At 70.2% G+C, this 14,558-nt stretch carries 13 protein-coding genes and 1 pseudogene; 10 read left to right on the top strand and 4 right to left on the bottom strand.

Annotated features, from left to right (window positions below):
• The first annotated feature begins 153 nt into the window (after positions 1-153).
• From OHB49_RS37040 to OHB49_RS37060, 5 genes are all read left to right on the top strand, one after another.
• A complete protein-coding gene (locus tag OHB49_RS37040; protein WP_030925389.1) occupies positions 154-480 on the top strand; it encodes a TlpA family protein disulfide reductase in 327 nt (108 codons plus the stop codon).
• Positions 481-676: 196 nt separating this feature from the next.
• Complete coding sequence (locus OHB49_RS37045; protein ID WP_030975954.1) at positions 677-1,183, top strand: flavin reductase family protein; 507 nt, start codon at positions 677-679, stop codon at positions 1,181-1,183.
• Positions 1,184-1,383: 200 nt separating this feature from the next.
• The gene (locus OHB49_RS37050) at positions 1,384-2,169 is read left to right on the top strand and encodes an electron transfer flavoprotein subunit beta/FixA family protein (RefSeq protein WP_329165259.1); all 786 of its coding nucleotides are present in this window, start codon (positions 1,384-1,386) and stop codon (positions 2,167-2,169) included.
• A 57-nt stretch (positions 2,170-2,226) separates the two neighbouring features.
• On the top strand, positions 2,227-3,189 hold the full coding sequence (locus OHB49_RS37055) for an electron transfer flavoprotein subunit alpha/FixB family protein (RefSeq protein WP_030980959.1): 963 nt from the start codon (positions 2,227-2,229) through the stop codon (positions 3,187-3,189).
• A 176-nt stretch (positions 3,190-3,365) separates the two neighbouring features.
• The gene (locus tag OHB49_RS37060; protein ID WP_329165260.1) at positions 3,366-4,664 is read left to right on the top strand and encodes a DUF6986 family protein; all 1,299 of its coding nucleotides are present in this window, start codon (positions 3,366-3,368) and stop codon (positions 4,662-4,664) included.
• A gap of 65 nt (positions 4,665-4,729) precedes the next feature.
• Here the strand turns inward: OHB49_RS37060 and OHB49_RS37065 are convergent, their stop codons facing one another.
• Entirely contained in the window at positions 4,730-5,572 is an 843-nt protein-coding gene (locus OHB49_RS37065; RefSeq protein WP_329165261.1) for an alpha/beta fold hydrolase, read from the bottom strand.
• 143 nt (positions 5,573-5,715) lie between these two features.
• On the opposite strand from OHB49_RS37065, the gene OHB49_RS37070 reads away from it, so the two are divergent.
• Positions 5,716-6,933, top strand: coding sequence for a M20 metallopeptidase family protein (locus OHB49_RS37070; RefSeq protein ID WP_329165262.1), 1,218 nt, complete (start codon positions 5,716-5,718; stop codon positions 6,931-6,933).
• Between the two features lie 20 nt (positions 6,934-6,953).
• Here OHB49_RS37070 and OHB49_RS37075 read toward each other — a convergent pair whose 3' ends face one another.
• The gene (locus tag OHB49_RS37075) at positions 6,954-8,144 is read right to left on the bottom strand and encodes an MFS transporter (protein WP_329165263.1); all 1,191 of its coding nucleotides are present in this window, start codon (positions 8,142-8,144) and stop codon (positions 6,954-6,956) included.
• A gap of 100 nt (positions 8,145-8,244) precedes the next feature.
• On the opposite strand from OHB49_RS37075, the gene OHB49_RS37080 reads away from it, so the two are divergent.
• A complete protein-coding gene (locus OHB49_RS37080; RefSeq protein ID WP_329165264.1) occupies positions 8,245-9,231 on the top strand; it encodes an ArsR/SmtB family transcription factor in 987 nt (328 codons plus the stop codon).
• 31 nt (positions 9,232-9,262) lie between these two features.
• Here the strand turns inward: OHB49_RS37080 and OHB49_RS37085 are convergent, their stop codons facing one another.
• Positions 9,263-10,291 carry a LacI family DNA-binding transcriptional regulator gene (locus tag OHB49_RS37085; RefSeq protein ID WP_030975253.1) on the bottom strand — a complete coding sequence of 343 codons (1,029 nt, stop codon included), beginning with the start codon at positions 10,289-10,291 and terminating at the stop codon, positions 9,263-9,265.
• A gap of 184 nt (positions 10,292-10,475) precedes the next feature.
• Here OHB49_RS37085 and OHB49_RS37090 point away from each other — a divergent pair, with 184 nt between their 5' ends.
• Complete coding sequence (locus OHB49_RS37090; RefSeq protein ID WP_329165265.1) at positions 10,476-11,441, top strand: ROK family protein; 966 nt, start codon at positions 10,476-10,478, stop codon at positions 11,439-11,441.
• Positions 11,442-11,582: 141 nt separating this feature from the next.
• Here OHB49_RS37090 and OHB49_RS37095 read toward each other — a convergent pair.
• A pseudogene (locus tag OHB49_RS37095) lies at positions 11,583-12,487 on the bottom strand (helix-turn-helix domain-containing protein).
• Positions 12,488-12,724: 237 nt separating this feature from the next.
• Here OHB49_RS37095 and OHB49_RS37100 point away from each other — a divergent pair.
• Both OHB49_RS37100 and OHB49_RS37105 read left to right on the top strand, forming a co-directional pair.
• Positions 12,725-13,390, top strand: coding sequence for a DUF4097 family beta strand repeat-containing protein (locus OHB49_RS37100; protein ID WP_329165266.1), 666 nt, complete (start codon positions 12,725-12,727; stop codon positions 13,388-13,390).
• A gap of 38 nt (positions 13,391-13,428) precedes the next feature.
• Positions 13,429-14,400 (top strand): alpha/beta fold hydrolase, encoded by a 972-nt coding sequence (locus OHB49_RS37105; protein ID WP_329165267.1) that lies wholly within the window; start codon positions 13,429-13,431, stop codon positions 14,398-14,400.
• The last annotated feature ends 158 nt before the right edge of the window (positions 14,401-14,558 follow it).

Below are 14,558 nucleotides of genomic sequence, written 5' to 3' on the forward strand. Positions count from 1 at the left end.
TTTCGGCATTGCGCCGATCGTGCCCCATGTGCGTCGCGCTGGCCAGTCTCCGCGAGCACGGGGCGCGAGATTCTCGTCACGTGGAGCGGCCGGGAATGCCTCTGCGTCCCGTGGTGCTGACCCTTTGCGAAGAGCTCTGACAGGAGGCCGAAGGTGGACGGGCAGACACATGCGGGAAGGCTGGACGCAGCCCAACTCGGCGCGGAATTGGGGGACCGGGCCACCCTTGTGCAGTTCTCGAGCGCCTTCTGCCAGCCCTGCCGGGCCACCCGCCGCACCCTTGACGAGGTGGCGCGAATGGTCGACGGCGTCGCCCACGTCGAGATCGACGCCGAGGCGCATCTCACTCTCGTGCGCGAACTCGACATCAGCCGCACCCCGACCGTGCTGGTGCTCGACGCGGCCGGCCGGATCGTCCGGCGAGCGGTCGGGCAGCCACGCACCGTGGATGTCGTCGCGGCACTGGGGCACGCGATGTGACGGACCGTGATGCATCTCCCACATTGCGGAACCTACTTGACTGCACCCACCACGCATCGTCAGTCTGACGCTATGCCGCCGGAACTCCTTCTCCACAGCCGGGCCCACGTGGACCTGGCCCGCAACGCGAGTGCGCGCTGTCCGGGTGCCTGAGCACCCACGGCCCCGTACGCCTCCCTCGCAGAAGGACATCTCCATGACGGCTTCGCCCGAGCTCGGCACCGCCCGCACGGCATCCCCCGACCTCCTCCGCTCCGTCTTCCGGCAGCACGCCGCCGGTGTCGCCGTGATCACCGCGGCCGGCGACCGGCCGGTCGGCTTCACCGCCACCTCCCTGAACTCCGTCGCCGCCGAGCCGCCGCTGATCTCCTTCGGCGTGGGGACCTCGTCGTCCAGCTGGCCGGTCGTGGCGGAGGCCGAGCATGTCGGCGTGCACATACTCGGCGAGCACCAGCAGGAACTGGCCGCCACATTCGCGCGCAGCGGCGCCGACCGGTTCGGCCCGTCCACCTATTGGCGCAACGGGCCGGAAGGAGTGCCGGTACTCGGCGGAGTGCTGGCGTGGCTGGTCTGCCGCGTGGTGGCGCGCATCCCGGCGGGCGACCACCGGATCGTGATCGCCGAGGCGGTCGTCGGCGATCCGACCGGAGCCGGCCGTCCGCTCCTCTACCATCAGGGTCGTTTCACGGCGCTGCGGGACTGAGAGATCCCAGGCGGCGCACGGGCGCCGAGCGTCGGCTAGGTCACAGTCAAAGCGCTTGCTTATGGGTGCCGCACTGGGTGTACTGACGAGTAATATTTCGCTCGGAGCGTCGGTCGCCCCGACCGGAATCCGCCCCATCAGGCGCCTATGCTGCGTGCATCAAGGCAGCCCAGAAATGACGATGCAGTAGGAGAGCCGGCGTGAGCTTGAGGATCGTTGTCTGTGTGAAGTACGTGCCCGACGCTACTGGTGACCGGCATTTCGCCGATGATCTGACGCTGGACCGTGAGGATGTCGACGGTCTGTTGTCGGAGCTGGACGAGTATGCGGTGGAGCAGGCTTTGCAGATCGCGGACGAGGCGGATGATGCGGAGATCACCGTGTTGACGGTGGGTCCGGAGGATGCCAAGGACGCGTTGCGCAAGGCGTTGTCGATGGGTGCGGACAAGGCTGTTCATGTCGAGGACGACGATCTGCACGGTACGGATGTGATCGGTACGTCGTTGGTGCTGGCGAAGGCGATCGAGAAGACGGGTTACGACCTGGTCGTGTGTGGGATGGCGTCGACGGACGGGACGATGGGTGTGCTGCCGGCGGTGCTGGCGGAGCGTCTGGGTGTTCCGCAGGTGACGTTGCTGTCGGAGGTGAAGGTCGAGGGCGGCACGGTGACCGGGCGTCGTGACGGTGACAGTGCGTCGGAGCAGTTGCAGGCGTCGTTGCCGGCGGTGGTGTCGGTGACGGACCAGTCGGGTGAGGCGCGTTACCCGTCGTTCAAGGGGATCATGGCGGCGAAGAAGAAGCCGGTCGAGTCCTTGGATCTGGAGGATCTGGGCATCGAGGCGGGCGAGGTCGGTCTGGCGGGTGCGTGGACCGCGGTGGACTCCGCGGCGCAGCGTCCGGCTCGCACGGCGGGCACGATCGTCAAGGACGAGGGTGAGGGCGGCAAGCAGCTCGCCGAGTTCCTCGCGGGTCAGAAGTTCATCTAGAGCCGGCTGTTCGGTCCGTTCCTCGTTCCTTCGTTAGTTGCAGGAGATTGAAGTCCCATGGCTGAAGTTCTCGTCTATGTCGATCACGTGGACGGTGCCGTCCGCAAGCCCACTCTGGAGCTTTTGACGCTGGCGCGTCGGGTGGGTGAGCCGGTCGCGGTCGCGCTGGGTGCCGGTGCCGAGGCCACCGCGTCGGTGCTGGGTGAGCACGGTGCGGTGAAGGTCCTTGCGGTGGATGCTCCCGAGTTCGCGGATTATCTGGTGGTGCCGAAGGTGGATGCGCTGCAGGCCGCGGTCGAGGCGGTGTCCCCGGTCGCGGTGCTGGTTCCGTCCTCCGCCGAGGGCAAGGAGATCGCGGCCCGCCTGGCGGTCCGGATCGGCTCGGGCATCATCACGGACGCCGTGGATCTGGAGGCGGGTGAGCAGGGCCCGGTGGCGACGCAGGCGGCGTTCGCGGCGTCGTTCACCACGAAGTCCCGTGTTTCCAGGGGGGTCCCGGTGATCACGGTGAAGCCGAACTCGGCGCCGGTCGAGGCGGCCCCGGCCGCGGGTGCGGTCGAGGCCCTGTCCGTGAGCTTCTCGGCGCAGGCCACCGGCACGAAGGTGCTGTCGCGGACCCCGCGTGAGTCGACCGGGCGTCCGGAGCTGACCGAGGCCGCGATCGTGGTCTCCGGTGGCCGTGGTGTCAACGGTGCGGAGAACTTCGCGATCATCGAGGCGCTCGCCGACTCGCTCGGTGCGGCGGTCGGTGCCTCGCGTGCCGCGGTCGACGCCGGCTGGTACCCGCACTCCAACCAGGTCGGCCAGACCGGCAAGTCCGTCTCCCCGCAGCTGTACATCGCGTCGGGTATCTCCGGTGCGATCCAGCACCGGGCCGGGATGCAGACCTCGAAGACCATCGTCGCGATCAACAAGGACTCCGAGGCCCCGATCTTCGACCTCGTCGACTACGGCGTCGTCGGCGACCTCTTCCAGGTCGTCCCCCAGCTCACCGACGAGGTCAACACCCGCAAGGGCTGATCCTCCGAGGAGCTGTACCCGTTCTCGACGGTCCGGGGCCGCGTGGTGTGTTCTCACCGCGCGGCCCCGGACCGTTTCTGATCACCATTGACGCAGGTCCGACAGCCTTATAACTTCACTATACGGATTACTGATTCCGGGAAGCGGAAACAGTGAGAGTGTGGAGGGTGCCGAAAATGGGTCAGCAGGAGAAGGTGGCAACGAGCCTCGCCGGTGCCGTCAGCGAGGAGATCAGCGCCTCCCTCACGGCGGTGGACACCGAGCTCGCCCGCCGCTACCCGGGAGACCCCGGCACCCGCCAGCCCGTCCACACGGTCTACGTCCCCGGCGACATCTTCACCGCCGGCACCATCCGCTCCTGGGGCGACCAGGCTCTGAAGGCCCTCGACGAGCATGCCCCCGACGCGGCCTCGTTCGCAGCCGTCCTCGGCATCCCGGAGGAGCTTGCCGCGCCTGTCCACGACCGCGTACGCGCCAAGCTGAGCCGCGAGCCCGTCGAGGACCTGCGCATCGACTTCGAGGACGGCTACGGACCCCGGCCCGATGCCGAGGAGGACGAGGCGGCCGCCCGAGCCGCCCGGCTGATCTCGGAGGCGTACGAGAACGGCACGGCGGCCCCGTACATGGGCATCCGGATGAAGTGCATGGAGGCCGCCGTACGCGACCGGGGCATCCGCACCACGGACATCTTCCTCACCGGGCTCATGCGGGCGGGCGGCCTCCCCGAGGGCCTGGTCCTCACCCTTCCCAAGGTGACGTACCCCGAACAGGTCACCGCCTTCGTCCGGCTCCTCGAAGCCTTCGAAGAGGCCCACGGTCTGCCGTCGGGCCGGCTCGGCTTCGAGATCCAGATCGAGACCAGCCAGTCGATCCTGGCCGCCGACGGCACCGCCGCCGTGGCCCGCATGATCGACGCCGCGCGCGGCCGCGCGACCGGCCTGCACTACGGCACCTTCGACTACAGCGCCTGTGTCGGCGTCAGCGCCGCCTACCAGGCGAGCGACCACCCGGCCGCGGACCACGCCAAGGCCGTCATGCAGGTGGCCGCCGCAGGCACCGGCGTGCGCGTCTCCGACGGCTCCACCAACGTCCTCCCTGTCGGCCCCACCCACCAGGTCCACGAAGCCTGGCGACTCCACTACGGCCTCACCCGCCGTGCCCTGGCCCGCGCCTACTACCAGGGCTGGGACATGCACCCGGGCCACCTGCCGACCCGTTACGCGGCTGTCTACACCTTCTACCGCGAGGGCCTGGAACAGGCCGCGGCCCGACTCGCCGCCTATGTGGCCAAGGCGGGCGGCGACGTGATGGACGAGCCCGCAACCGCCAAGGCCCTCAGTGGATACCTGCTGCGCGGCATCGACTGCGGCGCCCTGGACACCCCCGAGGTCGCCCGCCTGACGGGACTGACCCGGGCGGACCTCGACGCCTTCGCCTCGCCGCGACGCGGGGGACTGACGGTGACTGCTCCGTAGCGCGCTTGGTTTCAGGCCCGTGCCGGAACCCGCCCTCAGCAAGGCGTGGGCTCCGGCCCGTACCGTCAGCCCCGCAGGAACGTCTCGACGGTCCCGCTGAAGCGGAAGGGATCGTCGAGCCACGGGAAGTGGCCGGCGCCCGGCTGGACGGCGAGTTCGGCCTTGGGGAACAACCCCGCGACGGTGGCCGCGACGCGAGGAAGCGGACCACTGTCCAGCTCGCCCGCAAGGATCAGCACCCGGGCGTCCAGCGCGGCGATGGCGTCGCGGGCCGCGGCAGGGGCGAAAGCGCCGTCCGACGCGTAGACGTCCGCGGCCCCGTAGTTGCTCTGCTCGACGTCGGCTGCCGCGTGGGCCTGGGCGGCCGCGTCCCAACGCCCGTAGAAGAACGGGGCGATGGCATCCCAGTCGGCTTCGGTGGCGGAGCCTGCCCGGACGGCCTCGTACGCGTCCCACGCGGTCTTGAACCACGGCTCGGCCGTGCGCAGGGCGGCGCCTTCGCGACGATGCTCCTCGGTGAAGTCGACACCGAGGGCGCGCGCACGGGCGGTGATCAGCGTAAGCGTCCGGATGCGCCGGGGATGCCGGGCCGCGTGGAGGATCGCGAGATCGCCGCCCGCGGAGTGCGCAAGCACGTCCACGCGATCCAGACCGAGGTGTTCGCGGAACGCCTCCACATCAGCCACCTGCCGGTCGACGCGGTAGGTGGCCGGGTCGGCGGGGATGCCTGAGTCGCCGGTGCCCCGCAGGTCGAGCATGACCAGTCGGCGTCGGCTCGACAGCCCACCCAGATCGCCGAGGTAGGCGGAGGCACGCATGGGGCCACCGGGCAGAACGAGCAGCGGCTCGCCTTCACCCACGACGTGATAGGCGAGTTCGGTTCCGTCAGCAGCGGCGAAGGCAGGCATGGCGTAATCCTGATGACCGTACGGCAGGGACGACAAGCGGTTTACGCAGAGCTCCCCGGCCACGCCGGTCGCCCTTGTCAGGACCGGGTGGCACGGGAGCCGAAAACGGTGAGGATAGGGGGACCGACTCGCGAGGAGACGCCATGACCGATGCAGCTCGCCGCCCCGCCGACCTCCGTGGATCCGCCGCCGCGCTCCTGCCCGAACTGGTCGCGCTGCGCCGCGCCCTGCACCGGGAGCCCGAAATCGGCCTGGAACTGCCGCTGACCCAGGCGAAAGTACTGGCGGCGCTGGACGGGCTGCCCCTGGAGATCACCCTCGGCAAACAGCTCGCCTCGGTCACGGCCGTGCTGCGTGGCGCGCTGCCCGGTCCGGTGGTGCTGCTCCGCGGCGACATGGACGCGCTGCCGGTGCAGGAGACGAGCGGGCTGCCGTACGCCTCAGAGATCCCCGGCGTGATGCACGCCTGCGGCCACGACCTGCACACCGCCGGACTGGTCGGCGCCGTACGGCTGCTCTGCGAGCGGCGCGACACACTGGCCGGAACCGTGGTGTTCATGTTTCAGCCCGGCGAGGAAGGCGACGCCGGGGCCCGGGTCATGGTCGACGAAGGTGTGCTCGACGCTGCGGGAACCAGGCCGGTGGCCGCATACGCCCTCCATGTCGCGTCCGCGCAGCTGCCGCACGGTTTCGTCGGCACCCGCCCCGGACCGATCCTGGCCGCCGCCGATGCGCTCGACGTGACCGTGCGCGGGCGCGGCGGGCACGGGTCCAGTCCGCACAGCGCCCTGGACCCGATCCCGGCGGCCTGCGAAGCCGTAACAGCTCTGCAGACCATGGTGACCCGCCGCTTCGACGCCTTCGACCCGGTTGTCGTGACCGTTGGCAGCTTCCACGCGGGCACCACCCACAACGTCATTCCCGACGAGGCCGTGTTCTCCGCGACCATCCGGTCCTTCTCCGCCGAGGGGCGGGCCCGTGTGCACGATGAGGCGCCCCGGGTCGTACGCGGCATCGGGGAGGCGCACGGGATGACCGTGGAAGCAGTCGTCGACGAGGGCTACCCGGTCACCGTCAACGATCCCGCCGAGGCGGCGTACGCAGCCGAGACGGCGGGCCAACTCTTCGGAGCCGACCGCTACTTCGAGCTGCCGAACCCGATCGCCGGGGCCGAGGACTTCGCCTTCATCGGTCAGCAGATCCCTTCCGCCTATCTGATGCTCGGCGCCTGCCCCGCCGATCTCGACCCCACCACAGCCCCCTACAACCACTCCCCGGAAGCGCTCTTCGACGACTCCGTGCTGGGTGATGCGGCGGCGCTCCTCGCGCAGCTGGCGCTCGGACGCCTCAGCAGGAGCTGAGGACCAGGCTCACCGGCCCCTCAGGCCGCCAGTTCGTGCTCCATCCGGCGTGTGATCCGGCCGGCGAGGGCGAGGGGCGCGAGGGAGCAGAGGACACCACCGAGCAGCGCCGTCCACCACAGGACGGCCGGGCCGATACCTGTATAGAGGGCGACGCCCACGGTGAGGGCGGTGAACCGGGAGACTCCCCAGGTCCACTGGAACGCTCCCTGGTAGCGGCCGCGTGCGTGCGCCGGGGCGAGGTTGGCGACGATCGCGGAGGCGATCCCGGACACGCACGCCTCGCCGACCGACCAGACGACCACCGACAGTGTGTAGCCCACGACGCTGTCCGCGACACCGGTGAGCGCCACACCCCCGGCGATCAGTACGCTGCCCGCCGCGTGGACCGGAATCTGCGGGAACCGGGCGAGCCGGGCTGTCGCGAACGGCTGCAGGACCACCACCAGCACCGCGTTGACCGCTGCCATCGCCCCGTAGACCGCGGGCGAGAGCGCACTGTCATGGATGGCCAGTGGCAGCGCGACCTCGGTCAGCGAGTAGACGAAGAGCTGGACTCCGAACAGCGGGAGCAGTGCGAGCATCAGCCGGTCCCGGAGGACGACGCCGTATCCGACGCCGTCGCGCGCCCCGGTCCGGTCCTTCGCCGCCCGGGTCTCGGTCACCCGGGTGGCGACGACGACGGTGTACGCGAGCATCGTCCCGGCGTCGACCGCGAAGAGCAGCCAGTAACCATGCGCGGCGAGGAAGCCACCGAGGACGCCTGCCGCCGCCGTGCCGATGTTGATGCCCCAGCCGAACAGGGCGTACGCGCGCCGTCGGCGCTCCGCGTCCACGGAGTCGGCCATCAGCGCGTACACGGCAGGGCTGATCATCGCTCCGGTCGCGCTGAGCAGCAGTGCGGCGCAGGCCATCGTCAGCACACCCGGTGCCACGAAGAGCGCCCCCTGCGCCGCGGATGCGCCGAGGAGACCGATGAGCATCGTCGACCGGCGGCCGATCCGATCGGCGAGCAGTCCGCCGATCGCCGGTCCGATCAGGTTGCCCGCGCCGAGTGCGCCGAGGACGTACGAGGTCTGCGTACCGGTGATGCCGCGTGCTGCGAGGAAGAACACCAGGAAGGGCGTGACCAGATAGCCGAGCCGGTTGATGATCGTGCCGGCGAAGAGGGTCCAGACCGTGGGCGGCAGGCCGCGAAAGGTGGAGAACATGCGAGGAGCGTGCAGCCCGACAGCTGTGCCGGACCATTGATTAAGCTGAGACCGAATCCAATGAGCGGTCGGCTCGGGAACTCCGGACAGGTGGGGGCACATGGAGTCGGAACTCAGCTTCTCCACCGCGGACTTGGCGCAGACCCGCTTCGCCGTCTCCCCGATGTGGGAGATCGTCACCAGCTTCCGGCTGCTGCGGGCCGAGGCCGAGCCGCCGCTGCACCGGCGGTGGGCCGCACAGGTGCGGCCCCGGCTGGTGGAGGCTGGGCTCGACCGCGGGTGGCTCGCTGAGCTGATTCCCGCAGGCGGCTACCTCGCGGATTTCCTCAATCCGACTCCCCCCGCCCCGTTCCCCGAACTCGCCGGTGAGTTGGAGGCGATCCGGCAGACCTCTCCTGAGCGGGTACGGACCGATCTCGGCAGACTCGGCGTCGAGCGGGATCTCGGGCGGTCCGCGCGGCTCAGGCTGCTGGGCGAGGCACCGGAAGCGGCGCTGGAGAAGGTCGCCGCGGAGATCGAGATCTACTGGGAGCTGGCGCTCGCACCCTACTGGGCCCGGATCCGCCGCCTCCTCGAAGCCGATGTCTTCCGCCGGGCGCGGCAGGTGGCCGAGCTCGGTGCCGCACAGGTCCTGAACGAGCTGCACGAGTCGGTACGTTGGGACGAGGACAGCCTGCGCCTGGTCCGCCGACACTGTGCCCTGACCCGCGCCGACACGGGCGCGGGGCTCCTGCCGGTGCCCTCCGTGTTCGCCTGGCCGCGAGTGCTGACGCGCTCAGTGGCGCCGGACCCGCCACAACTCGCATATCCGGCACGGGGTATCGGCACCCTCTGGGAGCCGCGGACCCCTGTCGCCGGTGAGGCGGTCGCCGCCGTCCTGGGCCGCTCCCGCACCCTGCTCCTCACCGAGCTCGACACCCCGGCCTCCACCACTGTGCTCGCCCAGCGCTCGGGACTGTCCGCGGCCGGCGTCTCCCAGCACCTCACGGCCCTGCGGAATGCGGGCCTGGTCACCGCCCACCGGGCCGGACGCTCGGTCCTCTACGCACGTACGTCGGTCGCCGACGCGCTGCTGACGCCCACCTGAGGTTGATCGAGCCCACTGCCGACGCCCCGGCTCAGGCAGGCGGCAGTTCGCCGGAGCCGCGGGCGATGAGTGACGTCGGCAGCTCCACCCGCGCCGGCGCGTCGTCCGCGCCGTCCAGTCTGCGGAAGAGGTGCTCGGCCGCCGTCCGGCCGACGGCCGCGGCGTCCTGGGAGATGACCGTGATGCCCAGCAGGTCGGCGAGCTCGATGTCGTCGAAGCCGACCAGGGCGACCGGACGCTCCCGGTCCGCCAGCACGCGTACCGCCGTGACCGTCACACGGTTGTTGCCGGCGAAAAGGGCCGTGACGGGTTCGGGGCCGGAGAGCATCGCCTCGGCCGCAGCCCGGACCCGCGCGGGGTCGGTGGAGCCGAGGGAGACCCAGGAGTCCTGGACGGTGATCCCGGCGTCCACCATCGCGGCGTGATAGCCCCGCAACCGCTCGGTGGCGGTGTGGATACGGGGCTGGTCACCGATGAATCCGATCCGGCGGTGGCCGTGCGCGATGAGATGGGCGACACCCTCGCGGGCGCCGCCGAAGCTGTCGGAGAGGACGATGTCGGCGTCGATCCGGCCGGCCGGACGGTCCACGAAGACGGTCGCGATGCCCGCCTTTATCTCCGGTTCCAGATAGCGGTGGTCGTCACCGGCCGGGATCACGATCAGTCCGTCCACCCGGCGGGCGCACAGCGCGAGCACGAGTTCCTGCTCGCGCTCCGGGTCCTCCGCGCTCGACCCGTTGATGAGCAGGGCTCCGTGCGCGCGGGCCACTTCTTCCACGGCGCGGCTCAGCGGCCCGTAGAAGGGGTCGGCGAGATCCTCGAGGACCAGGCCGATGGAGGCGGTGCGGCCCTTGCGGAGCACCCGCGCGCTGTCGTTGCGGCGGAAACCGAGCGCCTCGATCGCTTCCTGAACACGGCGCTCCGTGTCGGGCGTGACCCCGGGCTCGCTGTTGACCACGCGGGAGACCGTCTTGAGGCCCACTCCGGCGCGGGCGGCGACATCCTTCATGGTCGGCCGGTTGCCGTAACGGGGCTCGTGATGACGGGCGGTCTCTGCCACGGTGCGCTGTCCTGTCGTCGGGTGCGGGGCTGTCCGGCGGGCCCGCAGTCGGTGCTGCGGAGCGGGCCGGAAGCTGTGGCGTCGAGCATAGGCCCTGGACAACGTTGTCAGCTGAATGGAGACTATGCAGACTATTTACTGAAGATGCAGGTCCCACCCCCTCACCCATCCGGAGCCCACACCGATGCATACCGACCTCGTTGCTGCGCTCGACATCGGCGGCACCAAGATCGCCGGCGCCCTGGTGGACGGCACCGGTGCGCTTCTCGTACGGGCGCAGCGGCCGACGCCTGCCCGGGAGAGCGGCGAGACGGTGATGGGTGCGGTGGCGGATGTGCTGGCCGAGTTGACCGCCTCGCCGCTGTGGGGGCGGACGACCGCCGTCGGTATCGGCAGTGCCGGCCCGGTGGACGCTTCGGCGGGTACGGTCAGCCCCGTCAACGTTCCCGGCTGGCGCGACTTCCCGCTGGTGGAGCGGGTACGGAAGGCCGTCGGCGGGCTGCCCGTCGAGCTGGTCGGCGACGGGGTCGCGATGACCGCTGCCGAGCATTGGCTGGGTGCGGCCCGCGGTTATGACAACGCGCTGTGCCTCGTCGTGTCGACCGGGGTGGGCGGCGGTCTGGTCCTCGGCGGCAAGCTTCACCCGGGCCCCAGCGGCAATGCCGGTCACATCGGTCACATCAGTGTGGATCTGGACGGCGACCTGTGCCCGTGCGGTTCGCGCGGCTGCGTCGAGCGGATCGCCAGCGGACCGAACATCGCGCGACGCGCCCTGCAGGGTGGCTGGCAGCCCGGCCCGGACGGCGACGCCACGGCCGCCGCCGTGGCAGCGGCCGCCCGGGCCGGACACCCGGTCGCCATCGCGTCGTTCGAGCGCGCCGCCCAGGCGCTGGCCGCCGGAATCGCCGCCACCGCCACGCTCGTCGAAATCGACATCGCAGTGATCGGCGGGGGAGTGGCGGGCGCGGGCGAGGTCCTTTTCGCCCCGCTGCGCCGCGCCCTGCGCAACTACGCCACGCTCTCCTTCGTGCAGCAGCTCACGGTGGCCCCTGCGGTGATGGGCACGAACGCCGGCCTGGTGGGGGCAGCGGCCGCCGCAACGTCGGTCAGGCCGGGCGGGGCGGCCGCCGCGGCGGCGCTGAGCGGCTGAACGCGGACCGGCCGTCGGGCGGGTCCGACTGCCGAATCGCGCGCCGTGACCGGCCTTGGGGACCATCGGTACAGCGGATATCGGTGAGAACGATCACGGCCGTGGGCGGATGCCGTCGCCGTGCGCGGACCGGGGGTTGGATCATCGGAACGAAAACCGGCGCTCAGCATCCATCGGTCCTGGTGGGCAACTGCCGGAGCACCGGCGGTCGGACAGCCGTGAAGCCGTCCCATGTCTCCCAGAGGACGCAGCCGGGCTTCGTCTCATGGCTGTGACGATCGAGACGGCCGTCCATCCGTGCTCCGGGCTTGGTCGGGCGGTGTCGTCCAAGGTTGTTTCGGATTTGGTGTGGAGGACTTCGCGGGCCTGTTCGGCGGCGCGGGTGATGCTTTCGCTGATGAAGTCGAGGAAGCGGGCGATGTTCTCCAGGCGGGTGGCGGCGGGGGTGTGGGGTCCGAGGACGGCGACGCCTCGGCGCGCTGTTTCGACGAGCTGGTCGTTTGATCGGGCGCCGGCGATCGTCGCCTGGTAGAAGAGTTCGTCGTCGACGACGTAGCGGTCGCGGCGGCGTTCGTCGCGTTCTCGGCGGACGAGGCTCTGGCTCTCCAGGAAAGCGATCGCCTTGGAGATGGACGCCGGGCTGACCTCGAGGCGCTGGGCGAGTTGGGACGCGGTGAGGCTGCCCGCGTCGGTGAGAAAAGACAGGTCAGTACCCGGGCCGCCATCTTCGCCAGGCCCGAAGCCATGAGGACGGTGGTGAAGTTCTCCTCGTACTCGGCCACGGCCTCGTCGTCGCGTCCGTGCGGCTGGGGCCCCGACTCCGGGCATCGGGAGGAGGCGGGCCTGCGCCGGTGGGCGCGGTGTTCGGTGGCGCGGTGGGCCAGGTCGGCGCGGTACGCGGTGGGGCCGCCGTTGCGCATCACCTCACGCGTGATCGTCGAGATCGGACGGTCGAGGCGTCGGGCGATCTCGGCGTAGGCGAGGCTGTCGGCCGGCCCCAGCGCGATCTGCCGACGTTCCTGCTGGGTGAGTCTGCCTCCCGGCATCGCTATCTCCTCGGTGGTCCTTCGTGGCGGTCCCTGATCCCCTCGCTATAGCGTTCACTTCTCATCCATTGCAATGGTTAGAGCAGTGTCGTTGCGTTAGGCTCGTGACCGTTGCAACAGTTTCTCGTCTTCTAACTGCATAAATGTCAATTCTGCGCAACGAGCGTGTTGTCGGATCATGGAAAGCAACGTAGCGTTTCCGGTGTCAGAAACAACGAACGACTACGGGAGAGCACGATGCAGAAGTTCGACACCTCCGCCCCGATCTCCGCCGTCCTGGACATTCCCGCCGGACGCATCCGGTTCATCGCCGCAGACCGCGCCGACACCACCGTCGAGGTCCTGCCCGCGGACGCCTCGAAGGGCCGCGACGTGAAGGCGGCGGAGCAGACCGAGGTCGCATACGCCGACGGCGTCCTGCGGATCACGGCCTCGACCCCCAACAGTCAGCTGTTCGGCCCCTCCGGATCCCTGGAGGTCACCGTCCAGCTGCCCGCCGGCTCCCGCATCGAGGCCAAGGCCGCCGGCGCCGAACTCCGCGGCGTCGGACGCCTCGGCGACATCGCCTTCGAAGGCGCGTACCGCCAGATCAAGATCGACGAGGCCGCGAGCGTCCGCCTCACTGCGCTCGACGGCGACGTCGAGGTCGGCCGGCTGGGCGGCCCCGCGGAGATCAGCACCGCAAGGGGCGACATCCGGATCGCCGAGGCTGTCCGCGGCACGGTCGTGCTCCGCACTCAGTCCGGCGACATCTCGATCGCCGCCGCTGCCGGTGTCTCGGCCGCCCTGGACGCCGGCACCGACTACGGCCGCGTCAGCAACTCCCTCAAGAACGACGGCACCGCAGAACTCGACATCCGCGCCACCACCTCCCACGGCGACATCACCGCCCGCAGCCTCTGAAGAAGCACAGCCAGGACTGTCCGGCCGCGCCCACCACGATGGAGATCCCCTCGGTCGCCGAGGACGCGGCCGTCCGTCCCGAGGGGCCTGCGATCCACGTGCAGGACCTGGAGAAGCCGTACAAGACCCCCTCACGCGATCAGGTGGAAAACATGACGAAGAACAGCACTTCCTCAACGAGTTCGAAGTGGACCGGCATGGTGCCGGTCGACGATTCGGCCCTGGCCGTCACCGACACCGGCGGTCCCGGTATTCCTGTGGTCTACCTCAATGGCCAGTTCGCCACTCAGGGGTACTGGCGGCGGGTCATCGCTGAACTGGGGACGGGGTGGCGGCACATCACCTACGACGAGCGGGCCCGCGGCAAATCGAAGCGTTCGGCGGACTATTCCTTCGAGGCAGCCGTCCGGGACGTCGATGCCGTTCTCGCGGCCAGGGGTGTGGACCGGGCGCTGGTGGTGGGCTGGTCCTACGGGGCGGTCGTCGGGGCGCACTGGGCGGGCCGGAATCCGGAGCGGGCCTTGGGCGCCGTCCTGGTCGACGGCGCGTTCCCCCACGACTGGCTCGACGAGGCCATGGAGCAGCGGATCCGGAAGCTGTTCCGGCGGATGAGCTGGTTCCTGCCGCTGCTGCGCCCGACGGGCCTGGCTCCGCGGATGACCGCCGAACAGCAGGCGAACAGCAACATCGAGCTCGGCAGGCTCTCCCGCGAACGCGAGCTGGGCCCCGTGCTGGACAACATCACCGTCCCGGTGCGCTATGTGGTCGCCTCGGGGACGTCCTTCGGAAGCCGCGGTGACGAGCAGGAACGGATTCGCACCAGCCTCGATGCGGTGACCGCCCACAACCCGAACATCCAGATCGGTGCGAAGGTCGCCAGCAACCACGGTGCGCTCCTCAAGAAGGACTTCCCGGCCATCGCCGAAGCCGTTCGCGAGGTCGCCGCCCTCGACCGCGGGGACGCTGAAGACGCGCAGCGGACTGATGGCAACCACACGTCCTCGCCGTGATCGTCATCATCGTCCAGCTCGACCGCGTCCGGTTCGGGCCGGACCGTCACCAGCATCCGGGCCGTCGCGACACCAGGTCCGTACGCTGTGCCCGCCGGACACTCGTACCGGACCTGGCGCCCGTACCGGACCTAAGCACCGGGTCCGGGCCTGGCACC

Source organism: Streptomyces sp. NBC_01717, from assembly GCF_036248255.1.
In the GTDB taxonomy this organism is placed as follows: Bacteria; Actinomycetota; Actinomycetes; order Streptomycetales; family Streptomycetaceae; genus Streptomyces.

Excerpts from the sequence above, each read along its gene's own strand:
- OHB49_RS37100 (WP_329165266.1), top strand. The coding sequence starts at position 12,725 with ATGCAGAAGTTCGACACCTCCGCCCCGATCTCCGCCGTCCTGGACATT.
- OHB49_RS37105 (WP_329165267.1), top strand. The coding sequence starts at position 13,429 with ATGGAGATCCCCTCGGTCGCCGAGGACGCGGCCGTCCGTCCCGAGGGG.
- OHB49_RS37075 (WP_329165263.1), bottom strand. The coding sequence starts at position 8,144 with ATGTTCTCCACCTTTCGCGGCCTGCCGCCCACGGTCTGGACCCTCTTC.
- OHB49_RS37060 (WP_329165260.1), top strand. The coding sequence starts at position 3,366 with ATGGGTCAGCAGGAGAAGGTGGCAACGAGCCTCGCCGGTGCCGTCAGC.
- OHB49_RS37065 (WP_329165261.1), bottom strand. The coding sequence starts at position 5,572 with ATGCCTGCCTTCGCCGCTGCTGACGGAACCGAACTCGCCTATCACGTC.
- OHB49_RS37090 (WP_329165265.1), top strand. The coding sequence starts at position 10,476 with ATGCATACCGACCTCGTTGCTGCGCTCGACATCGGCGGCACCAAGATC.
- OHB49_RS37070 (WP_329165262.1), top strand. The coding sequence starts at position 5,716 with ATGACCGATGCAGCTCGCCGCCCCGCCGACCTCCGTGGATCCGCCGCC.
- OHB49_RS37045 (WP_030975954.1), top strand. The coding sequence starts at position 677 with ATGACGGCTTCGCCCGAGCTCGGCACCGCCCGCACGGCATCCCCCGAC.
- OHB49_RS37080 (WP_329165264.1), top strand. The coding sequence starts at position 8,245 with ATGGAGTCGGAACTCAGCTTCTCCACCGCGGACTTGGCGCAGACCCGC.
- OHB49_RS37055 (WP_030980959.1), top strand. The coding sequence starts at position 2,227 with ATGGCTGAAGTTCTCGTCTATGTCGATCACGTGGACGGTGCCGTCCGC.